The organism is Duganella sp. Root336D2 (assembly GCF_001425005.1).
GTDB lineage: Bacteria > Pseudomonadota > Gammaproteobacteria > Burkholderiales > Burkholderiaceae_D > Rugamonas.
On sequence record NZ_LMDB01000004.1, the window covers coordinates 196,896 to 218,505 of the forward strand.

Annotated in this window: 18 protein-coding genes; 9 read left to right on the plus strand and 9 right to left on the minus strand. The window is 61.5% G+C overall.

All coding sequences use genetic code 11. The annotated features are described in order from the left end of the window. Positions 1-9 precede the first annotated feature (9 nt). Positions 10-693 carry a Crp/Fnr family transcriptional regulator gene (locus ASD07_RS07135; RefSeq protein ID WP_055927186.1) on the minus strand — a complete coding sequence of 228 codons (684 nt, stop codon included), beginning with the start codon at positions 691-693 and terminating at the stop codon, positions 10-12. 135 nt (positions 694-828) lie between these two features. Between ASD07_RS07135 and ASD07_RS07140 the strand changes: the two genes are divergently transcribed. The 9 genes from ASD07_RS07140 (at position 829) to ASD07_RS07180 (ending at position 9,976) form a co-directional block, all read left to right on the plus strand. Continuing rightward, positions 829-2,751 (plus strand): long-chain fatty acid--CoA ligase, encoded by a 1,923-nt coding sequence (locus ASD07_RS07140; protein ID WP_055927189.1) that lies wholly within the window; start codon positions 829-831, stop codon positions 2,749-2,751. 14 nt (positions 2,752-2,765) lie between these two features. After that, the gene (locus ASD07_RS07145; RefSeq protein WP_055927192.1) at positions 2,766-3,578 is read left to right on the plus strand and encodes an ABC transporter ATP-binding protein; all 813 of its coding nucleotides are present in this window, start codon (positions 2,766-2,768) and stop codon (positions 3,576-3,578) included. Between the two features lie 5 nt (positions 3,579-3,583). Next, a complete protein-coding gene (locus ASD07_RS07150; RefSeq protein ID WP_200953779.1) occupies positions 3,584-4,480 on the plus strand; it encodes a branched-chain amino acid ABC transporter permease in 897 nt (298 codons plus the stop codon). Between the two features lie 3 nt (positions 4,481-4,483). Further along, complete coding sequence (locus ASD07_RS07155) at positions 4,484-5,542, plus strand: branched-chain amino acid ABC transporter permease (protein WP_055927198.1); 1,059 nt, start codon at positions 4,484-4,486, stop codon at positions 5,540-5,542. A 29-nt stretch (positions 5,543-5,571) separates the two neighbouring features. Beyond that, positions 5,572-6,876: an ABC transporter substrate-binding protein gene (locus tag ASD07_RS07160; protein ID WP_055927203.1), complete on the plus strand. Its 1,305-nt coding sequence runs from the start codon at positions 5,572-5,574 to the stop codon at positions 6,874-6,876. A 7-nt stretch (positions 6,877-6,883) separates the two neighbouring features. Then, the gene (locus tag ASD07_RS07165; protein WP_028103337.1) at positions 6,884-7,684 is read left to right on the plus strand and encodes an ABC transporter ATP-binding protein; all 801 of its coding nucleotides are present in this window, start codon (positions 6,884-6,886) and stop codon (positions 7,682-7,684) included. Between the two features lie 5 nt (positions 7,685-7,689). Then, positions 7,690-8,043: an MmcQ/YjbR family DNA-binding protein gene (locus ASD07_RS07170; RefSeq protein WP_055927389.1), complete on the plus strand. Its 354-nt coding sequence runs from the start codon at positions 7,690-7,692 to the stop codon at positions 8,041-8,043. Then, positions 8,043-9,299 carry a phenylacetate--CoA ligase family protein gene (locus ASD07_RS07175; RefSeq protein WP_055927393.1) on the plus strand — a complete coding sequence of 419 codons (1,257 nt, stop codon included), beginning with the start codon at positions 8,043-8,045 and terminating at the stop codon, positions 9,297-9,299. The genes ASD07_RS07170 and ASD07_RS07175 overlap by 1 nt, the downstream gene beginning before the upstream one ends. Before the next feature lie 95 nt (positions 9,300-9,394). Next, on the plus strand, positions 9,395-9,976 hold the full coding sequence (locus ASD07_RS07180) for a hypoxanthine-guanine phosphoribosyltransferase (RefSeq protein ID WP_055927206.1): 582 nt from the start codon (positions 9,395-9,397) through the stop codon (positions 9,974-9,976). 2 nt (positions 9,977-9,978) lie between these two features. Here the strand turns inward: ASD07_RS07180 and ASD07_RS07185 are convergent, their stop codons facing one another. The 8 genes from ASD07_RS07185 to ASD07_RS07220 all read right to left on the minus strand — a co-directional run bounded on the left by ASD07_RS07185 (position 9,979) and on the right by ASD07_RS07220 (position 21,600). After that, positions 9,979-11,412, minus strand: a complete 1,434-nt coding sequence (locus ASD07_RS07185) for an ATP-binding protein (RefSeq protein ID WP_055927207.1) — start codon at positions 11,410-11,412, stop codon at positions 9,979-9,981. Then, positions 11,405-12,118 (minus strand): response regulator, encoded by a 714-nt coding sequence (locus ASD07_RS07190; RefSeq protein WP_055927211.1) that lies wholly within the window; start codon positions 12,116-12,118, stop codon positions 11,405-11,407. Before ASD07_RS07190 ends, ASD07_RS07185 begins: the two co-directional genes overlap by 8 nt. Beyond that, a complete protein-coding gene (locus ASD07_RS07195; protein ID WP_229207082.1) occupies positions 12,090-13,418 on the minus strand; it encodes an ABC transporter substrate-binding protein in 1,329 nt (442 codons plus the stop codon). The genes ASD07_RS07190 and ASD07_RS07195 overlap by 29 nt, the downstream gene beginning before the upstream one ends. 32 nt (positions 13,419-13,450) lie before the next feature. Beyond that, positions 13,451-14,788, minus strand: a complete 1,338-nt coding sequence (locus ASD07_RS07200; protein ID WP_055927213.1) for a sugar MFS transporter — start codon at positions 14,786-14,788, stop codon at positions 13,451-13,453. Positions 14,789-14,851: 63 nt separating this feature from the next. Beyond that, positions 14,852-17,455: a TonB-dependent receptor gene (locus tag ASD07_RS07205; protein ID WP_055927216.1), complete on the minus strand. Its 2,604-nt coding sequence runs from the start codon at positions 17,453-17,455 to the stop codon at positions 14,852-14,854. Positions 17,456-17,545: 90 nt separating this feature from the next. After that, positions 17,546-18,796 (minus strand): ABC transporter substrate-binding protein, encoded by a 1,251-nt coding sequence (locus tag ASD07_RS07210; RefSeq protein ID WP_055927217.1) that lies wholly within the window; start codon positions 18,794-18,796, stop codon positions 17,546-17,548. A 238-nt stretch (positions 18,797-19,034) separates the two neighbouring features. Next, on the minus strand, positions 19,035-19,994 hold the full coding sequence (locus ASD07_RS07215) for a nitronate monooxygenase family protein (RefSeq protein WP_055927219.1): 960 nt from the start codon (positions 19,992-19,994) through the stop codon (positions 19,035-19,037). 10 nt (positions 19,995-20,004) lie between these two features. Next, positions 20,005-21,600 carry a DUF4139 domain-containing protein gene (locus tag ASD07_RS07220; protein WP_162246542.1) on the minus strand — a complete coding sequence of 532 codons (1,596 nt, stop codon included), beginning with the start codon at positions 21,598-21,600 and terminating at the stop codon, positions 20,005-20,007. Positions 21,601-21,610 lie beyond the last annotated feature (10 nt).

The window sequence follows — 21,610 nt, forward strand, 5'->3', positions numbered from 1 at the left end:
CAGCCCGGCTCACGCTTCAAAGCGACGCAAGCCGTCCAGGTCGAGAATGCGGATACCGCCGTAGTCCACGCGCAACAAGCCCTGCTTTTCGAGGACTTGCAGCGCCTGGTTGGCGCGCTGCCGCGAGGAACCCGACAGCAGGCCAACCTCTTCCTGCGAAATCTGCACCAGCCGTTCAATGCCGGGATACAGGTGGGAATTAAATAGTGATGCAAGGCACCGTGCAACGCGCGTGTCCGGGTCCAGCAAGCGCTCGTTTTCCACCATGCCGATGAACTGACCCAAACGTTCGTTGAGCTGCATCAAGAGGAACCTGGTGAAGGGTAGGCTATTCTCGAGCAGGTAGTGGAAAGTGACGGCCGGCATGCGTGCAATGCGGCTGTCACGCAGGGTCATGGCGTCATATCGGCGGCATTCATCTTTGAGTAATGAACCTTCGCCGAACCAGCCTCCGGGCGGTACCCCAGTAAATGTGACGCTTTTTCCGTTTGGCGAAAAATTATTCATTTTCACCATGCCCGAAATAATGCCGATCCAATTATCGACAATTTCGCCTTTATGGCAAACGAAGCCTCCTTTGGGAATGAATTCCTCGTAGCAGGTCGCCTCTACCCGCGCTAATTGCTCCTCGGTGAGCACTGGCGCCCAGGTGGAACTGCGTATGGCTTCGATCAGGCTGGGTTCATTTTTCATTGTTGTTGCGTCGCACCATCAAAAGTCGACGAATTGTCTTTGAAATGACAACTTTGCGACATAGCTCACGCTAATATCATCACACAAAAAGCGCACTACTACTAAAAAGCGCAGCTAATAATCCAAGGAGACACCGTGCAGGATAATCTGACGACCTTCCCTCGCAGGCTGCTTCAGCATGGCAAGGAGCGGCCGCACAAGCCTGCGTTCCGCGAAAAAGACCTGGGCATCTGGCAAACCTGGGACTGGCAGCAGGTCAATGCCGAAGTGCGCGCGCTGGCATGCGGGCTGGCCGCGATCGGCTTCCAGCGCGGCATGAATCTCGCCATCATTGGCGACAACCGGCCGCGCCTGTATTGGTCGATGCTGGCGGCGCAATGCCTGGGCGGTGTGCCGGTGCCGATGTACCAGGATGCTCCGGCGGCCGACCTGGCCTTCGTGCTGGAGAACGCGGAAATCCAGTACGCCATCGTGGAGGACCAGGAGCAGGTCGACAAGTTGCTTGACCTGTGCGAGCAATGCCCGGGTATCGCGCACATCGCTTACGAAGACGAGCGCGGCATGCGCAATTACACGCACCAGCAGCTGATGTCCTACGCTCGCCTGCAGGAATTGGGACGCGAGTACGACAAGGCGCATCCAGCTTTTTACGAAGCATCGATCGCCAAAGGCAAAGAGAACGACAACGCGATCATCCTCTACACCTCGGGCACCACCGGCAAACCGAAGGGCGTGTGCCAGACGCATAAAGCTTTGCTGTCGGCGGCCACTGGCGGCATCGGCTTCGACAAGCTGACAGATTCGGAAAACGTGCTGTCCTACCTGCCGATGGCTTGGGTGGGCGATTGCCTGTTCTCCTTTGCGCAAGCGCTGACAGCTGGCTTTACCGTCAATTGCCCGGAATCTTCCGATACCGTCACCACCGACTTGCGCGAGATCGGCCCCTCGTACTACTTCGCCCCGCCGCGCATCTTCGAAAACATGCTGACGCAAGTGATGATCCGCATGGAAGACGCGGGCACCATCAAGCGCAAGATGTTCCATCACTTCATGGAGGTGGCGCGCCGGGTGGGCTCCGATATCCTGGACGGCAAGCCGGTGCCGCTGGGCGAGCGTATCAGTTACGCCATCGGCAATGTGCTGGTGTATGGGCCGCTGCGCAATGTGCTGGGGATGTCGCGCACCCGTGTTGCCTACACGGCGGGGGCTGCAATCGGGCCCGACCTGTTCCGCTTCTACCGCTCCATTGGCGTCAACCTGAAACAGTTCTACGGTTCGACCGAAACCTGCGCCTACATCTGCCTGCAACCGGATGGCGAAATCAAATTCGATTCGGTCGGCAAGCCGGCACCGGGGGTGGAAGTGAAACTGGCGCCCACCGGCGAAGTGCTGGTCAAGTCGCCAACGCTGATGCACTGCTATTACAAGCGCCCCGACGCAACAGCTGAAGCAATCGACGCCGAAGGCTACTTCCACACCGGCGATGCCGGCATCTTCGACAGCGACGGCCACCTGCGCATCATCGACCGCGCGGCCGACGTGGGCAAGATGAGCAACGGCGCCATCTTCGCGCCGAACTACATCGAAAACAAACTCAAGTTCTTCCCCTTCATCAAGGAAGCCGTGGCCTTCGGCCATGAGCGCGACAGGGTAACCGCCTTCATCAACATCGACATGGAGGCTGTGGGCAACTGGGCCGAGCGGCGCGGCATTGCCTACTCCGGCTACACCGACCTGGCCGCGCACGAACAGACTTACGCGCTGGTCAGGGAATGCGTGGAAAAGGTCAACGCCGACCTGGCTCAGGAGGCGTTAATGGCGGACACCCAGGTCCACCGGTTCTTAGTGCTGCACAAGGAGCTCGACCCTGACGATGATGAACTGACCCGTACCCGCAAGGTGCGCCGCAAGTTCATCGCCGAGAAATATGCTGTGCTGATCGAGGCACTGTACGGCGGCAAGGCTTCGCAATACATCGAAACCCAGGTCAAGTTCGAGGATGGCCGCACCGGTATGGTGGCGGCTGACCTGCGGATCATGGACCTCAAGGCAGCATAAGCGAGAAAGCCACCATGCAAATGAATGAACCGGAAGCCATCACGGCTGGACGCAAGATCGGCGACGTGATCCTGGACCTGCGCAATATCTCGCTGTCGTTCGGCGGCGTTAAAGCACTGACCAACATCTCCTTCGATGTGCGCGAGCACGAAATCCGCGCCATCATCGGCCCGAACGGCGCGGGCAAAAGCTCGATGCTGAACGTGATCAACGGCGTGTACCGCCCGCAGCAGGGCGAGATCATGTATCGCGGCCAGCAACGCAAGAATATGGATTGCTACGCGGCGGCCAAGTCGGGCATCGCGCGCACCTTCCAGAACATTGCGCTGTTCAAGGGCATGACGGTGCTGGACAACATCATGACTGGCCGTAACCTCAGGATGAAATCCAACTTCCTGCTGCAGGCGCTGTACTGGGGTCCGGCGCGGCGCGAAGAGATCGAACATCGCCGCAAATGCGAAGAGGTGATCGACTTCCTCGAGATCCAGCATATCCGCAAGACGCCTGTCGGCCGCCTGCCATATGGCCTGCAGAAACGCGTGGAACTGGGCCGGGCCCTGGCCGCCGAGCCGAAAATCCTGCTGCTGGACGAACCCATGGCCGGCATGAACGTGGAAGAGAAGCAGGACATGTGCCGCTTCATCCTCGACGTGAACGAACAATTCGGCACCACCATCGTGCTGATCGAGCACGATATGGGCGTGGTGATGGATATCTCGGACCGCGTAGTGGTGCTGGATTACGGCAAGAAGATCGGCGACGGCACGCCGGATGAAGTCCGCACCAACCAGGACGTGATCGACGCTTACCTCGGAGTGACCCACTGATGGATATCAATTTCTTTGCCGAGGTCCTGATCGGCGGCTTGTTGTCCGGCGTGATGTATGCGCTGGTGGCGATTGGCTTCGTGCTGATCTACAAGGCGTCCGGCGTATTCAACTTTGCCCAGGGCGCAATGGTCTTCTTCGCGGCACTGACCTGCGTAGGCTTCATGGACAAATTCGGGCTCTCGCTGTGGCTGGCGATACCGGCTACAGTCCTGGCGATGATCGTCCTCGGCCTGGCTATCGAGCGCGTCGTATTGCGGCCCCTGGTCAACCAGCCCGAAATCACGCTGTTCATGGCCACTATCGGCCTGGCCTTCTTCATCGAGGGCTTGGCGCAACTTATCTGGGGCTCGCAGGTGCACAAGCTGGATATCCCGATCGAGGACGTGCCGAGCGAGTACCTGATGGAGAAATTCAACATCATCGTTTCCAAGTTCGACCTGACGGCGGCGGCAATTTGCGGCGTGATGGTGGCCCTGCTGGCGGTGATGTTCGCCAAGACCAAAGTTGGCCGCGCCCTGCGTGCAGTTGCGGACGACCACCAGGCCGCGCAGGCAGTCGGCATTCCGCTGCAGCGCATCTGGGGCATCCTGTGGGCGGTGGCGGGCATGGTGGCACTGGTGGCCGGCCTGCTGTGGGGCGCACGCAATGGGGTGCAGTTCGCGCTGACCTTCATCGCACTGAAAGCGCTGCCGGTGCTGATCCTGGGCGGCTTCACCTCCGTTCCAGGCGCGATTGTCGGCGGCCTGATTATCGGTGCCTCGGAAAAGCTGGCGGAAGTGTATATCGGCCCGCATGTGGGCGGCGGTATCGAAGGCTGGTTCCCTTATGTGCTGGCCCTGCTGTTCCTGCTGGTGCGCCCGGAAGGGCTGTTCGGCGAAAAAATCATCCGGAGGATTTAAGCGATGTTCTACCGCGAAGCAGGACAATTCAAAACCAGCTACGAGGCAGACGGCCAGATCCTGCCAATCCGCCAGGACCGTATCGCGCTGTTCACCACCTTGGCCGTCGCGCTGCTGGTGCTGCCGCTGGTGTCGTCGCCTTATATGTTGTCGGCCATCTTCATCCCCTTCCTGATTTTCGCGCTGGCGGCACTTGGCCTGAATATCCTCACCGGTTACGCGGGCCAGCTGTCGCTCGGCACCGCCGCCTTCATGGCGGTCGGTGCGTTCGGCGCATATAACTTCATGCTGCGCGTTCCCGGCATTCCGGTGCTGGTGGCATTCGTGCTGGGCGGCCTGTGCGCTGCAATGGTCGGCATTGCCTTCGGCCTGCCTTCGCTGCGCATCCGCGGCTTCTACCTTGCCGCGTCCACCCTGGCGACGCAGTTCTTCGTGGTGTGGTGCCTGACCAAGATCGGCTGGCTGACGAATTACAGCTCCTCCGGCGTGATCACAGCGCAGAAAATGGAAATCTTCGGCTACGCCTTCGATACGCCGGAACGCAAATACCTGTTGGTGTTGATGGTGGTGGCGATCATGGCCCTGCTGGCCAAGAACATGATCCGCTCCAATGTGGGCCGCTCCTGGATGGCTGTGCGCGACATGGATGTGGCGGCGGAAGTGATCGGCATCCGCCTGATGCGCACCAAACTGCTGGCGTTCGCGGTGAGCTCCTTCTACTGCGGTGTGGCCGGCGCGTTGTACGCCTTCGCCTACCTCGGCACCGTGGAACCGGAAGCCTACAACCTGGACCTGTCCTTCCGCATCCTGTTCATGATCATTATCGGCGGCGTCGGTTCCGTGCTGGGCTCTTTCCTCGGTTCGGCCTTCATCGTGCTGCTGCCTGTATTCCTCAACATCGTTGCTCACGGCCTGGCGCTGCCGACCACCGTGGCATCGAACCTGGAGCTGATGGTGTTCGGCGCCCTGATCATTTTCTTCCTGATCGTGGAACCCCACGGCTTGGCGCGTTTGTGGCAAATCGGTAAAGAGAAACTCCGCCTGTGGCCTTTCCCGCACTGAGCGGCAACTATAAAACCTGGAGACATTACATGAAATCGTTCGTACTTGGCATTGCCGCAGCAAGCAGCATCGTCGCCGGCAGCGCATGGGCACAACCAGCGGAACAATTCGTCGCCCTGCCCTCCTATCGCGTCGGTCCCTATGCGGCGGGCGGCTCCGGCTTTTACGGCGGCATCATCGACTACTTCAACCTGGTCAATGCCAACGGCGGCGTGAATGGCGTGAAAATCAGCTGGGAAGAATGCGAGACCGAATACAACCCTTCGCGCGGCGTCGAATGCTATGAAAGGCTGAAAACCAAGAATGGCGGCGCAACCGTGGTCGAACCGCTGTCGACCGGCATTGCCTACGGCATCCTGGACCGCATCCCGCAGGACAAGATCCCGATGACAACCCTGGGCTACGGCCGCTCCGACGCAGCCAACGGCAAGGTCTTCCCGTATGTCTTCCCGCTGATCTCCAACTATTGGAGCCAAGCCGCAGCGATGGTGAAATACCTCGGAGAGAAGAGCGGCGGCATGGACAAGCTGAAAGGCAAGAAGATCGTGCACCTGTACCACGATTCCGCCTTCGGCAAGGAGCCCCTGCCCGTCTTGGAAGCGATGTCCGCGCAATACGGCTTTGAACTGGTCAAGATCCCGGTCGCGCCACCTGGCAGCGAGCAGCAGTCGCAATGGCTGCAGATCCGGCAGGCAAAGCCCGATTACGTGATCCTGTGGGGCTGGGGCGTGATGAACTCCGTCGCCATCAAGACCGCGCAGCGCAATGGCTTCCCGCGCGAGAAGATGCTGGGCGTCTGGTGGGCCGGCTCTGAAGAAGACACCGTGCCTTCCGGCGATGCCGCAAAAGGCTACACCTCGATGACCTTCAACACCCCTGGCAACTACCCGCTGCTGGATGAACTGCGCAAGAAGGTGTATGCCGGCGGCAAAGGCAACCTGGCCGACCAGGGCCGCATCGGTTCGGTCTATCACATGCGCGGCCTGACCGCTGGCGTGATGTACGTGGAAGCGATGCGCGCCGCGCAGGATAAATTCGGCAAGGGCAAGGCTGTCAATGGCGAGCAACTGCGCTGGGGCTTCGAAAACCTGAACATCGATGAAACACGCCAGAAAGCCCTAGGCGTCTACAACATGTTCCCTACTGTGAAGACCTCCTGCGAAGACCATGAGGGCTCTGGCGCCGTGAAAGTCCAGCAATGGGACGGCAAGGCCTGGAAGGCTGTCACGCCGAACTGGGTGGTGGGCGACAAAGTCCTGCTGCGCAAACTGGTGGATGAATCGTCCGGCAAGTACGCCGCTGAAAAGAAAATCACGCCTGCCTGCATGAAGTGAGCCGCTTATGAGCTACCTGTCGGTAAATAACATCGAGGTCATTTACGACCACGTTATCCTGGTGCTGAAAGGCGTGTCGCTGCAGGTCCCCCAGGGCAAGATCGTTGCCCTGCTGGGCGCCAACGGCGCCGGCAAGTCCACCACGCTGAAGACCATCTCGACCTTGCTGCGCGGCGAGCGCGGCGACGTCACCAAGGGCGAGGTGCAATTCAAGGGGGAGCGCATCGACCAGCTGACGCCCAATGAACTGGTCAAGCGCGGGCTGTCGCAGGTGATGGAAGGCCGTCATTGCTTCGGCCACCTGACCATCGAGGAGAATTTGCTGACAGGGGCTTATACGCGCAGCGCATCGCGTGGCGAGATGAAGGAATCGCTGGAAAAGGTCTACCACTACTTCCCACGCCTGCGCGAACGCCGCAACAGCCAGGCCGGGTACACCTCGGGTGGCGAGCAGCAGATGTGCGCCATCGGCCGCGCGCTGATGGCCAAGCCTTCCATGATCCTGCTGGATGAACCTTCGATGGGCATCGCGCCACAGATCGTGGAAGAGATCTTTGGCATCGTCAAAGACCTGAATGCAAAAGAGAACGTGTCTTTCCTGCTGGCGGAGCAGAACACCAACGTGGCGCTGCGCTACGCGGATTTTGGCTACATCCTGGAGAACGGCCGGGTGGTGATGGAAGGCGAGGCCAGCGAGCTGGCCAACAACGAAGACGTGAAGGAGTTCTATCTCGGCATGTCCGGTGCCGGTCGCAAGAGCTTCCGCGACATGAAATTTTATCGCCGGCGCAAGCGCTGGTTAGCTTGATCAATATGAATCTGACTAAAGCCAAAGAGTTCTGCCGCACCCTGCCCGGCACCACCGAAGACATCAAATGGGAGTGCAACCTCGTGTTTTCGGTCGGCGAGAAAATGTTCGCCGCCATGGATGCCAAAGACAAGGCAAAGGCCATCAGCTTCAAAGTGGACGACGACCGCTTCCTGGAATTGACAGACCGCGAAGGCATCATCCCCGCGCCTTACCTGGCGCGCGCCAGGTGGGTGATGGTGGAAGACTTGTCGAAACTGCCGGATGCGGAAGCGAAAGCGCTGCTCAAGCGCTCACACGAGCTGGTGTTCGCAAAATTGACCAGGAAACTGCAACGCGAGATTGAAGGAGCGGCATGATGGCCGAAACCCTGGACAGCCTCGAGACGCGCCCGCACGCCGAGCGTGAACGCGATCTGATGGAGCGCCTGCCGCTGTTGATAGCGCAAGCGCAAGCGGCACCTGGCTGGGCGCGCATCCTGTCCGGCATCGATGCCCCACGCATCGACAGCCGCGACGCGCTGGCGCAACTTCCGGTCACACGCAAGTCCGACTTGAAGTCTTTGCAGGCGCAGCAGCGTCCCTTCGGGGGCCTGAACAGCACCCCGTCCGGCAAGCTGGGTCGCATTTTCATGTCCCCCGGGCCGATTTTCGACCCGGAAGGCCGCTCGATCGACTGGTGGCGCTTCTCGCGCCCGATGTTCGCCACCGGCGTGCGACCCGGCTGCCTGGTGCAGAACTGCTTCTCTTACCACTTCACGCCGGCAGCCTTCATGGTGGAAGGCGGTGCGGCACGCATCGGCTGCACGGTGATCCCGGCCGGCGCCGGCCAGACCGAATTGCAGGTGCAGGCAATGGCGGAACTGCGGCCGGATACCTATATCGGCACGCCCTCCTTCCTGAAAATCATCATCGAGAAGGCCGCCGAGATGGGCGCCGACATCAGCAGCGTGAAGCGCGCCATGATGGGCGCCGAGGCGCTGCCTGAATCGCTGCGCCAGTGGTTCGCGGCTCATGGCGTGCCGGAAGTGATTTCAACCTACGCCTCCGCCGACATCGGCAGCATCGCTTACGAGACACGCAGCAACGGCAAGCTCAATCCCGGCATGGTACTCGACGAAGATGTGCTGCTGGAGATCGTGCGTCCCGGCTCCGGCGAACCTGTAGCGCCAGGCGAAGTGGGCGAGGTGGTCATCACCCTTTTCAACCCCGACTATCCGCTGGTGCGCTTTGCCACCGGCGACTTGTCCGCAGTGCTGACCGACGCCGCACCGTCGGCATGCGGCCGCACCAATACCCGCATCAAGGGCTGGCTGGGACGCGCCGACCAGACCACCAAGGTGCGCGCCATGTTCGTCCACCCATCGCAGGTGCACGAAATCGCGCGCCGCCATCCCGGCATGGGCAAGGCGCGCCTGGTCGTTTCCGGCAAAATCGCCGATGAAATCATGACGCTGCATTGCGAAACCGACGATCCCGCGCTGGCGGCGCAAGCCACCGAAATCGTTGCCACCATCCGCGACATCACCAAGCTGCGCGGCGAAGTATGCTTCGCGCCGCGCGGCAGTTTGCCAAATGACGGCAAGATCATCGACGATGTGCGCGATTACAGTTGAGATACCGAAGCGTGTGGCGTAAATCCAACTGTTCCTAGGGCGGGCGGCGGAATGGCGGGATAATTGAGCCATTCTTGACCTGCCTCAGAAACATCATGCAAGATTTTCACCACAACCGCGCACGCGCCCTGCTGCAGAACGCAGAAGAGCTTTTCGACAAGGAAACGGTACAGGTGGCGGTCAGCCGCATGGCCGACACCCTGAACGACCGCTTCGGCGATCCTTCCAAACAGGAATTCCCGCTGGTGCTGGGGGTAATGGGTGGCGCCGTGGTCTTCACCGGCAACATCCTGCCGCAACTGACCTTCCCGCTCGAATTCGACTACATCCACGTCAGCCGCTACGGCGACGAAGACCAGGGCGGCAAGGTAGTGTGGAAGGTCGTTCCGCGCCCGACCGTCTCCGGCCGCACCGTGATCGTACTGGATGACATCCTCGACGAGGGCGAGACTTTGGCGCATGTCAAAGAGCGCCTGCTCGAAATGGGCGCCAAGGAAGTCATCATCGTCGTCTTCTGCGACAAGGATATCGGCAAGACCAAGCCGGTGAAGGCCGACCTGGTCGGCATCACGATTCCCAACCGCTTTGTGGTCGGCTTTGGCATGGATGCTTACGGCTACTGGCGCAACCTGCCGGGCCTGTGGGCGATCAATCCGGCGGACCTGAGCAAAGGCTGAGCTCAGGCCGGCAGCCGGATCACAGCATTCAGGCCGCCGTCGGGGTGATTGGCCAGCACCAGCTGGCCGCCATGGCCATCCACGATTCCCTTGGCGATGCCCAGGCCAAGCCCCATGCCCGTGTCGTTGCGCTCACGGCCATGGGACAAGCGCACATAAGGCTCCAGCAGGCTTGGTATCGCTTCTTCCGGAACGCCGGGGCCGTGGTCGCGTACCGCGATTTCCGTCCATCCCTCCATTGAATGCACGCTGATTTGCGCGCGCTCGCCGTAAAACAAGGCGTTGTCCAGCAAGTTGCCGATGGCACGCTTGAGCGCCAGGGGCTTGCCATGCACGGCAATGCCGCTTTCTTCGTACGCCACGTTGTGACCCGCCAGTTGTGCGCTGCGGACCAGGCGACGAATTAGCGGGTCCAGTTTCACTTCGGTGGGGTTTTCGTGGATATCGCTGTCTTTCACGCATTGCAGCGCGCCCTTGACCATCATGTCCAGTTCATCCAGGTCTTCCTCGAACTCGCCGCGCAGGGCATCGTCGTCAAGCAGTTCGGCGCGCAGTTTAAGGCGGGTGATCGGCGTGCGCAGGTCATGCGAAATGGAAATGAACAGGCGTTCGCGGTCCTTGATGTATTTGGCGATACGCTCGCGCATGGCGCCGAAAACGCGCGCCGTGTTGACGAACTCACGGCTGCCCGATTCGGGCAAGGCTGGCGCATGTTCGTCCTTGCCAAATGCCTCGGCGGCATCCGATAGCGCCGCCAGCGGGCGCGTGATCGAGCGCACGACCAGGAAGGAGAGCAGCAGCAGCACGGCCAGCGATACGCCCTGCACCACCAGTTTGTCCGGCGACAGGGGGTCGTTGCTGTTCAGGAAATAGGGATTTGGCATCAACGTCGCGAGGTAGAGCCAATTGCCCGGCTCAAGTTCGGTCTGGATCACCAGGATCGGCGCCGGATCGGGCTTGAGCAGCAGGATATGGCGCACCCACGCTTCCGGCAGCTCGCCAACGCGTACTCCGTCCGGCGACACTGCCAGTTGCTCGGGCCAGGCGAAGTCCAGCCGCAGGCGATTATCCCCTGCCAGGTCCTTGCGCAGCGTGGTCTCCAGCGTTCCGAGCGCAGTCTGCGTCAGCGCGGTCTGCGCAATTTTCTGCACCTCGACCTCATCACGATTCAGCGCAACGTAGAAGCGCGTGCCGCCCATTTCGCGGAACTGCTGGATCAACAGGCTGCGGTAGCTTGGCGGCAGGCTGCGGAAGAAACGGATCGAGGCGGCGGCGCCCTGGCCCAGGTATTGCGCGGCCGATTTGACGTCCGCCTGGGTCTTGTCGCGCAGCTGCAAGGTCCACAGCGCACTCACGGCCACCTGCGTCAGGAGCAGCCCCGCCACCATCACCAGCGACAGGCGTGCCAGCAGCGATTGCGGCCAAAGCCTAAGCATGCGTGACCGCCACTGTGGCGGAAAACACGTAGCCAGCGCCGCGGACAGTCTTGATCAGCATCGGTTGCTTGCCATCGTCGTTAAGGCGCAGCCGCAGGCGGCTGATCTGCACGTCCAGTGAGCGATCTAACGGCCCCGAATCGCGGCCGCGCGTCTCCTCGCACAGCACGCTGCGGTCCAGCACCGTGCCGGGATGTTCGACAAAGTATTTAAGGAGCTGGAAATCGAGCCCGGTCAACGCCAGCGGCACGCCATCGCCATCGACCACCGTGCGTTCCGCCAGGTCCAGCGTGAAGCCGTTGAAGTGGTAAGCGCGCACTGTCGGCGCCGGGTCGGCCCCGGCGCGGCGCAGGATCGCCTTGATGCGCGCCAGCAGTTCGCGCGGGCTATACGGCTTGGCGATGTAATCGTCAGCGCCCAGCTCCAGCCCCACCACGCGGTCGGTTTCGTCGGAGCTGGCGGTCAGCATGATGATCGGCAGGTTGGAGCGCTGGCGCACGATGCGGCACAACGCGAAGCCGTCGGTATCCGGCAGCATCACATCGAGGATCACCAGCGACAGCTGGTCCGCATGCGCGTGCAGCTCTGCCAGGAAACTCTCGCCGTTGTGGGCGAGGATCACCTCGTACTGGTTCTTCTCCAGGTACGTCTTGAGCAGCAGCCGGGTTTTTTGGTCGTCATCGACGATCAGTATCTTGCGTGGCATGTTGGCTTCCTTGCTGTTTGTGGGTGCGCAGATTCAGGGTACGCAGCAGGCTGCCCAGGCGGCGCTGCGTTTCCGCCGCCGTCACCCCGTCATCCATATAGAAGCGATGCAGCTCGGCGATGATGGCGTCGCGGCTCTCTTCGTCAGCCGCCATGCGGTGCACCAGGCTTGGAGCTTGCGCTGCCGCGCCCCGCGCGAAACTGCGCCACGAGGAGCGCGCGCAGCTATCCATGGCGGCAGGACTGGCGTCGCGGCGAACCGGGACCGAACCCTTGGCGCTGCTGTATTGCTGCTGCGCGAGCGGAGACATCACAGCCTTCGCCAGCTTTTCCTGCGCAGCCTGGTGGGCGTAGTCGTTGACGAACATGGCCAGCGTGTCCACGCTGTAGAGATGGTAATTGTCGGTGCCGGGCAGCGGGACGCAGGAGAAATCCGTGTCGATGGCCTGTCCCAACTCATTCAGTTCGGCCTTGGCCCAGTCGCCCATCACGAACATCGCCGCCTCGCCGCGCGAGAAGCGTTTTACCGCCTCGGTCCATGGCTGTTCCTCGCCGGGGCTGAGCATCCATCCCTTCATGGCGCGCAGCCGCTGCAAGGCTTGCGCCAGGCGCGGATCGGCAGCCGCCTGCGGGCTTTGCCGCACAAACAGCTCGCGATAATATTCAGGCCCGCCGGTCGCCAGCAGCAGGTTTTCGAACAAGGTGGCCACCTGCCACGGTTCGCTGCTCTGTACCAGCGGGGCGATTCCCGCGGTGCGCAGCTGGCGTGCGGCTTTTTCGAATTCGGGCCACGTCGCAGGCGGCGCCAAATTGAGGCGTTCGAACAGCTTGCGGTTGTAGAACAGGGTATTAATGCGGTGAATGCCCAGCGGCGCCGCGACCACATGGCCGCGATGCCGGACCAGGTCGCGCACGGTGGGGAAAAGCGCTTTGTTCCAGTTGCCTGTGCTGGCGACACCATCCAGTTCGAGCAGCAGGCCAAGTTCCGCCCATTCACCGATGGAAACGCCGATGATCTGCGTGGCGTCCGGCGCATCGCCTGCCAGGACCCGGCTGCGCAGGACCTTGCCGGCGCCCAGGCCTGCACCGCCCGGAATCGCAGCATCCTGCCAGGTAATGCCTTCATCCCCCAGCCGCGCCGCCAGCACATTGGCGGCATGGCGCTCCCCGGCCGACGTCCACCAGTGCAGCACCTGCAAGGATGGTGCTGCCGCCTGGACGGGCAAAGACATCAGCATCAGGGGAAGTGCGAGCAGGCGCGCCAGGCGCGCAATCTGCAAACGCCGGTGGGACTTGGGCACCTACTACTCCAGCAGATAACGATCCGGCAATTCTATCTCCATGAAGTCATTTTGTGTCCTTTTACCGCATAGAACAGGATCAGCGCATAGCACGGCAGCAGCATCCAGTATGCCGACTGCGATCCGGAGACGTCGGACAGGTACCCGTACAGCATTGGCAGCAGCGCGCCGCCGGCAATCCCCATGATCAGCAAGGCCGAACCGCTGGCCGTGTAGCGCCCCAGGCCGTCCAGCGCCAGCGGCCAGATCGCCGGCCATACGAGGGCGTTGGCGAAACCCAGCATGGCGAGGAACATCACCGTATCCGGCACCGCCGGCACGCCGAACGCGCCAAGCATCGCTTGCGACAAACCGCTGCCGCTCGCCGAGCCCTCGATCACGCCAAAGGAGAACACGATGCCGCACAAGGCCGACAGCAATAGCGCCTGTTTCTGCGACAGCCAGCGCGGAATCGCCACGATGCCGACGATATAGCCCGCCACCATGAAGCCCATGGTGTAGGAAGTCAGGATGCCGAATTTCTCCACATGCAGGTTGTGACCGTACAGGCCGATGGTGTCGCCCGCGATCACTTCCACGCCCACGTAGACAAACAGCGCCAGCGCCCCCAGCACCAGCTGCGGGAATTGCAGCACACCCCAGCGCGAAGTGCCCTCATCGCTGCCGGCCTTCTGCTCCGGGATCTCGCTTAGCGGCGCAAAACGCACGATCAGCGCCATTGCCAGCAGGCCGGCAGCCATCAGGCCGTATGGCAGCACCAGGCGTTGCGCGAGCTGGCTGCGCAGCAAAGCACCATCAACGGCACTCATGGCGGCCAGCGTCGCATCAGAGTATTTGCCAAAATCGGACAGCATCATGCCGCTGAACGCCAGCGGCACCAGTACGCCGGCAGTCTTGTTGAACAAGCCCATGATGCTGATGCGGGTCGCCGCACTCTCGCGCGCCCCAATGCAGACGATGTAGGGATTGATTGCCGTCTGCATCAAGGTCATGCCGCTGGCCAGCGTGAATAGCGCCAGCAGGAACAGCGGGTAGGACGCAGCGCGCGCCGCAGGAATGAACAGCACCGCGCCGAACGCCATCACGGCCAGCCCGATCGACATGCCGGCACGATAGCCGGTGCGCCGCAGCACCGCGGCAGAAGGCAATGCCATCAGGGTATAAGCGATATAGAAGGCGAAAGTGACCCACAGCGACTGGAAATTGTTCAGGTCGCAGGCGATCTTGAGGAAGGGGATGAGCGAACCATTCAGCCAGGTAGCGCAGCCAAGAATGAAAAACATCAGGCCAATGAAAGTCATGGCCACCGCCACGCTGGCGCCGGGCACGGCCTGGGCGCCGGCCATCTCGAGAGTCTGTTCTTTGTGCATGTGAATCCGAAGGGCGAAGATGAAGAAGCGCCCTCCCGGCCGGGAGGGGCGCGTTGCGGCAAATCAGAACTTGCCGCGCAGGCCGACGCTGTAACGCGCGCCGTTTTCATACACACCAACCGGCAAGCCGTCGGTGGTGTTGGTGCGGATCAGCTCATTGCCGATGTTGACGGCGCTGGTAAAGATGCTCAACTGCGGCGTGATATCCCAATTGGCGGTGGCGTCCCACTGGCCGTAAGCGCTGGTCACGTCCTGGCCACCCTGGTCCAGGCCACCATAGGACTTGGAGCGATAGTTGTACGACAGGCGCACGCTGTAGCTGTTCTTCTCGTAGAACACGCTGGCATTCATCTGGTTTTTCGAGTTGCCGATCACGTTCAGCTTGCGGCCGCCTGCCACCGCCCCGGTCTTGGCATCGGTGTAGGTGAAATTGACCACCGTGCCGAAGCCGCTGCTGCCAAACGCTTGCTGCCACTGGATTTCCAGGCCGTTCACCTTGGCGCCATTGTCGGCGTTATGCGGACGGGTTACGGGGCGCTGCACGCCCGCCACATTCTCCATTGCAGTCGAGGTATAGATGAAAGTATCGAGCTGTTTGGAGAAAGCGGTGGCCGACAGCAGCGAGGCATCGGCAAAGTACCATTCGGCACCGAGCTCGAACTGGTTGGCGTGGTATGGCTTGAGCAGCGGATTGCCCGCGGTCGCGGCATTGGTGGTGCCGCTCACCTCGGTACTGGCACTCAGGTCGCTGAAAGTGTTGCGGGCCATGACGCGCGAGGCGGCCGCACGCAGCAGCAGGTCCTTGCGGAAGTCGTACACCACGTTGATGTTCGGCAGTGCGTCCGTGTAGCTGCGGCCTACGCTGCCCAGCACGTAGTTGCCGGTGCCATCCAGGTCCTGGTAAGCATCCGAGGCCTGCTTGGTGCGCACCAGGCGCACGCCGAAGTCGCCGCGCCATTTATCGAAGGCGTAATCGGCACGCACATAAGCCGCCGAAATTTTCTCCTGGATGCGGTAATACTCGCCCTTCGCCTCCTTGTAGACCATGCCTTTGTCGTACATGGCGAAGCCCTTGCTGGCCGCAAGCCCGTCATCCACCCAGGCAAACTGGGTCAGCGAGCCTGCGGTCGCGGCTTCCTGGCTGATCATCGGCGACGGACCGCTCGACAGGTCGGCCAGGGTATAGGGAATCCAGCCGACGCTGCCCGGGCCGACGCTGCCGATGGTGCGGCGGTTCTGCACCTTGTTGTCGCGGTACTTCAGGCCAACCTTGACCGACTTGATATAGGGATTTTCCAGGTCGAACGTCAGGTCGGCCTGGCCGTAGTTTTCCTTGCTTTCCATGCGGCGGATCCAGTCGCGCGCGCTCTGCAGCGTCAGCTTGGTCGGATCGAGGGGGCTCATGTCGAGGTATTTCACCTCGTAAGTATCCGGCGCGATGTTGATGGTGGCGCGCGTATTCCCGGTGAACCAGAAATTGCGGTCATGCTTGCTGCCGCCGGAACCGGAAGTCGTACCGGCCTGCGCATGCAGCTTCCAGTTGTCGCCGTCGTAGCTGCCCTCCAGGTCCAGCACTTTCGACTTCACATAGGCTTCGCGGTAGATCGGCTCGAACGACACGCCATTCACCGGACCTACGGTGCCGCCCACCACCGACTTGCCGCCGTCGGAGTTGTTGATAAAACGCGGGTTGTCCACACGGATATTGTTGTTCGCGTCCGCCAGGCCGCCAATCTGCCACAGGTAATTCTGGTTGCTGTTATCCATCTTCATATCGGAATTGAGGTAATTCAGCGATATGTCGGATTGCGGGGTCGGGCGCAGCTGCAGGGTGATGTTGCCGGTGGTGCGCTGGCGATCCTGGCGGAAGATCGGCGTGCCGCCGCCCCAGGATGCATAGGCATTCGGCGTCACAACGCCATTCTGGTCGACGATGTTGTACTTGGTGGCGTCGGTAAAGTTCTCCAGGCCGTCGCGGCGCATGGTGCGCTCCTGGCGGCTCAGGGCCACCAGCACGCCGAAGGTCTTCGCTTCATTGACCCAGTTCACCAGCCCGGAAAACTGCGGGTCGGTTTTTTTCGGCAAATCACTGTAGGTTGCTTCCGCCGAAACCTGCGCAGTAAACGGCTTCTTGAATTGCAGCGGCTTGCGGGTACGGACGATCACCAGGCCGCCGATGCTGCCTTCATCCAGGTCGGCCGAAGGGCTCTTGAATACATCCAGGCTGCCAACCAGCTCGGACGGCAGGATGTCGTAGTTGAAGCCGCGGCTTTGCGCGTCGTTCTTCCACCAGTAGGCGGAAGCCACCGACTGGCCGTTCAACTGCGTCATGTTCAGGTTCTTGTCGGTACCGCGCACGAAAATGTCGCGCCCTTCGCCCCAGGTGCGGTCGACCGAAATGCCGGGGATGCGCTGCAGGGAATCGGCCACGTTCTTGTCCGGGAATTTGCCCAGGTCCTCCGCCGTGACGGAATCCACCACATTCAGCGCGTCGCGCTTCTCGGCCAGGTTGCGCTTCAGGGTTTCGCGAATGCCGCGAACCTCCACCGATTGCAGGGCCTCATTGCCGTCTGCAGTCTGCGCCTGCACGTTATGCAGTGCCAGCGTGCCGAACATCAGCGCGATCAACTGCGGTAGTTTCTTCCTTCCTAGCGGTGCTCCGTTCATTTCTTTTTCCTTATCGTCTCTAAAGCGCTGCAAAAAATTCCCCGGCATACTCCCCATGCCGGGGCCAACACACTGCTTGGGGGAGTGTGATCATTCCTGCTGTGGCAAATACCACTTTGCAAAACCGTTCTGTATGCGGGCCGCCGCCTCGCGCGCGCCCAGCTTTCCGTTCAAGACCTGCGCATTCACCGACCACAGCTCGCTCTCCATATTGGGCAAGCCGCGGTTCATGATCAGCGCATTGAGGCGAAAGTTCGAATCGCAGGTCGTGCGCCAGGCCGCCATCTGCTTGGCCAGCGGGTCGCGCACGGCGATCAGGTGGTTCGACAGCGTAAAAAAGCCGATGACGCGATTGGTGTACAGGTCCGCAAACTCCTGGGAGCCGAGCCAGGCCAGGAACTTGTAGGCGTCGGCCTTGTTGCGCGACTTGCGGTTGATGCCGATGCCGATGTCCATGTGGTCGGAAATCTGGCAGCGGTCGCCCGCCTGCTGTACCGGCGGCGCGAAAACGCCCAGTTCAAGCTCCGGGAACTGGTTGAAATACGAAATGTCCCAGGAGCCTGCCGGGTAGATCGCGGCGCCGCCCTGTGCAAACAGCAGCTGGGCATCGCGGTAAGTCTGCACCGGGGCCGATTTGGGCAGGTATGCGGCAAGGCGTGCTTCGAACTCGAAAGCGGCTACGAAAGGCGCATCGGTGAACTTGGCCTTACCGGCTATCAGCGCACGCCGGCCCTGCTCCCCGCGCCAATAATTCGGCCCGATATTGGTAAACACGGTCTGGCTGGACAACCATTCATCGGCCGTGCCCAGCGCCAGCGGCGCGTACTGGCTCTTGCGAACCGCATCCAGCACCCCGAAAAATTCCGCTTCCGTCGCAGGCGGCTGCAAGCCAAGCTTGCGGAAGATCTTCTTGTTGTACAGGAAGCCATGGATCACTGAGGCGACCGGCAGGCAGAAAATCTCCTTGCCATCATCGGTCTGCCAGGCAACCAGCGAGCCGGGCGCGAAGTTTTCCATGCCGGCCTTGCCGTTCAGCTTTTCAAGGTAGCCGCGGCGGTACAACAGCAGCGAAGTATCGAAAGGGCGGCAGGCCAGCATATCGCCTGCAGTGCCGTTGCCCAGGCGCGCGGCCAGGCTGGTGTCGTATTCGGTGGGAGCGGTAGGCGAGAACTTTACCGAGATGCCGGGGTGCTTGCGTTCGAACGCCGGCAGCAGCACGGTTTCCCATAAGGCCTTGTCGTCAACCCGCCAGCTCTCCAGCACCAGCGTACCGGCGCGTGCGGCGCTGGTGCAGGTCAGCGCCAGGATGAATGCAGCTCGCAGGATACGACTGGTTGGCACGGCGGATTCTCCACGGGGTGTTGTCGATCAGTAAATTCATGCTAACACCGTGAAAAATGTGACACCAGCGACACCCTCGCGTGTGCTGCGGGATCGCAAATCGTTGATTCTTATGAGGATTTTGCAGAAGGACTGCGGCGGCGCTTACAAAACTTTACAGAGCAGCGGCCGCAGCCCGATGATTACGTAAAGGCCCTGGCATGAGCACTTACAAAACATTACGAAACGCGCGCATTTATTACGTGCGAAGCTGAAGGCGGGCGCGCGCAGCGTTGTATTCCGTCTTCAGTCGCTCCACCAGTTCGGCCGTCGTCGGCACATCGTGCATCAAGCCGACGCCCTGGCCAGCACCCCAGATATCGCGCCAGGCCTTGGCCGTGCCGCTGTTGAAGCTCATTCTCGTTTTGTCCGATTCCGGCAGGTTCTCCGGATCGAGGCCGGCCGACACGATGGATTTCTTCAGGTAGTTGCCATGCACGCCGGTGAACAGGTTGGTATAGACCACGTCCGCCGCCGACGATTCGATGATGGCCTCGCGGTAGTCTTGCGTGACGTTGGATTCCTGCGTGGCCAGGAAGCGCGAACCGATATAGGCAAAGTCGGCGCCCATCGCCTGCGCCGCCAGCACCGCATCGCCGGTAGCGATCGAGCCAGACAGCGCCAGCGGTCCGTCGAAGAAGCGCCGCACCTCCCCCACCAGCGCAAAGGGCGACAATGTGCCGGCATGGCCGCCCGCGCCGCTGGCAACCAGGATCAGGCCATCGACGCCCGCTTCCAGCGCCTTTTGCGCATGGCGGATATTGACCACGTCATGCAGTACGATGCCGCCGTAGCTGTGGATAGCATCCAACATTTCCACAGGCGGCGCGCGCAGCGAGGAAATGATGATTGGCACCTTGTGGCGCACGCACACGTCCACGTCGTGCTCCAGCCGCTCATTCGAATGGTGGACGATCTGGTTGACCGCAATCGGGCCAACGCGCACGCCTGGATTCTCGGCCTGGTGGACGGCAAGCTCCTTCTGCAGGTCGGTCAGCCAGGTATCGAGCAGCTCCTTCGGCCGCGCGTTCAGCGCCGGAAAGGAACCGACAATACCCGCCTTGCACTGGGCTGCCACCAGCGCGGGGCCGCTGGCGATGAACATCGGCGAAGCAATGACCGGAAGCGTCAGATTCTGCAATACGGCGGGTAGTGTCATGGCCCTGTCCTTAGAAATTGTGCATGCCGCTTACTGTACCTTCTTTGGGATAGCTGATGGTGTAGCCGACGCTGATCTTCATGGTCTCATTCGGCGCCATGGTTTTTTCCCAACCAACCACGCCCTGGCGCTGCTCCCATGCTGCAATACCCGGCTGCGGCGAGAAGGCCTGCTTCACTTTGATCTCTTCCGATGCGCTGACCGGCGTTGATTCCAGCACCAGCAATTCAACCGGCGTCTTGTGGAAGCTGCTGATCGTGAACACATCGGCGACCTGCTGCTCGCCGCGCTGCGACAGGAAGCCGCGGCTGCCCGACTGCTGGTCGGCGCGGTCAACCGTGACGCGCACCAGTTCATCGCGGCCGAAAGACAGCGCCAGCTTGTCCGAGCTCTGGGTATTCCAATGGGTCGCGCCGACATAGCCGCCATCGCGGAACAACTGGATATTCCCGCTCAACCAGACGCCGGCCGGGCGCTCGGCTTCCGCCGTGATCACGGCGAATTTCTCCTGGCGCGGCACAACGCGCACGCGCTGCCTGGCCGCGACCTTCAGTGTCGACAGGGGCAAGGTAATTTCGCGGCCGTCGGATGCCAGGGTGACCCGGTTCGGCACCGCGAATTCGGTATCGAAGGTGCCTTGCGTCTCGAGCACCGGCGGGATGAAGTTGTCCGATGCAATGCGTGATCCGGTAACCGCTACAGGGGCGGCAGGCGGAGCCGCTGCGTACATCGGTTCCGGCATGGGGCGCGATTCCTGCGGCGGACGCGGCGGGTAATAGGTCAAACGCTGCGGCACAGGTTCAGGCGCTTGCGGCGAAAGGCGCGGCTGGCCGGTGGACAGGCGCATCTCGACACCACTCCAGTCTTCGCCGGACTTCTGCGCCACCACTGCCATGCGCTCCAGCTCAATGGTCGACGTGGCGGAATTCAGGGACGCGCGGTAAGCCGGTTTCCAGCCCGCGCGGTTCACCTGGTAGGACAGCTGGATGCTGCCGGCCTGCTGTGCCGCGATGGCAATGGTAATGCTGCGCTGGTCGCGCGCCCCGCTGCGCACCTTCTCCAGTTCGCGCTGCACCGTCTTGAGCTTCTTGTCGATCTCGCGCAATTGAACCTGGGTGCGCTGGATCTGCGCCAGCGCCTCACGGCCGCCGCGCTTGATCGTGTCGACGGCGGCAGCAAGCGACTTGCCATCAAGCTGGCTCGGAACGCCCTCGCCGCCATTCAGCTTGGACAGGTAGTTCTTCACCAGGACAGACGACTCGATCTCCACGTTCAGCAAATCGCGGCTGTCCTCCAGCGCCTGCAATTTCGCCTCCAACTCCGCCTCGCGCGGACTGACCGCATCCGCCTGCCCCACGTCGCGCGTCACGACCTGGCCGACCTGCACGCCTGGCGAAGCCTGGATGCGCAGTGTCTGCGCATCGAAATTAGCCGGCAGGCCGGTGATTTCAAGCTCCTTCAAGCCGGGGGAAACCTGGGCGCTGCGCTCCACGGTAGCGATCCCGGAATACAGGGTCACGCGCGAGATCGGCGCATTGCTGGCGCAGGCGAAACCCTGCAGGGTGAAACAAAGGGCCACTGCGGTGGCGATGCGGCTTGGCTTCATAAAGGCTTCA

Excerpts from the sequence above, each read along its gene's own strand:
- ASD07_RS07135 (WP_055927186.1), bottom strand. The coding sequence starts at position 693 with ATGAAAAATGAACCCAGCCTGATCGAAGCCATACGCAGTTCCACCTGG.
- ASD07_RS07165 (WP_028103337.1), top strand. The coding sequence starts at position 6,884 with ATGAGCTACCTGTCGGTAAATAACATCGAGGTCATTTACGACCACGTT.
- ASD07_RS07145 (WP_055927192.1), top strand. The coding sequence starts at position 2,766 with ATGCAAATGAATGAACCGGAAGCCATCACGGCTGGACGCAAGATCGGC.
- ASD07_RS07190 (WP_055927211.1), bottom strand. The coding sequence starts at position 12,118 with ATGCCACGCAAGATACTGATCGTCGATGACGACCAAAAAACCCGGCTG.
- ASD07_RS07220 (WP_162246542.1), bottom strand. The coding sequence starts at position 21,600 with ATGAAGCCAAGCCGCATCGCCACCGCAGTGGCCCTTTGTTTCACCCTG.
- ASD07_RS07175 (WP_055927393.1), top strand. The coding sequence starts at position 8,043 with ATGGCCGAAACCCTGGACAGCCTCGAGACGCGCCCGCACGCCGAGCGT.
- ASD07_RS07155 (WP_055927198.1), top strand. The coding sequence starts at position 4,484 with ATGTTCTACCGCGAAGCAGGACAATTCAAAACCAGCTACGAGGCAGAC.
- ASD07_RS07205 (WP_055927216.1), bottom strand. The coding sequence starts at position 17,455 with ATGAACGGAGCACCGCTAGGAAGGAAGAAACTACCGCAGTTGATCGCG.
- ASD07_RS07180 (WP_055927206.1), top strand. The coding sequence starts at position 9,395 with ATGCAAGATTTTCACCACAACCGCGCACGCGCCCTGCTGCAGAACGCA.
- ASD07_RS07170 (WP_055927389.1), top strand. The coding sequence starts at position 7,690 with ATGAATCTGACTAAAGCCAAAGAGTTCTGCCGCACCCTGCCCGGCACC.
- ASD07_RS07160 (WP_055927203.1), top strand. The coding sequence starts at position 5,572 with ATGAAATCGTTCGTACTTGGCATTGCCGCAGCAAGCAGCATCGTCGCC.
- ASD07_RS07200 (WP_055927213.1), bottom strand. The coding sequence starts at position 14,788 with ATGCACAAAGAACAGACTCTCGAGATGGCCGGCGCCCAGGCCGTGCCC.
- ASD07_RS07185 (WP_055927207.1), bottom strand. The coding sequence starts at position 11,412 with ATGCTTAGGCTTTGGCCGCAATCGCTGCTGGCACGCCTGTCGCTGGTG.
- ASD07_RS07215 (WP_055927219.1), bottom strand. The coding sequence starts at position 19,994 with ATGACACTACCCGCCGTATTGCAGAATCTGACGCTTCCGGTCATTGCT.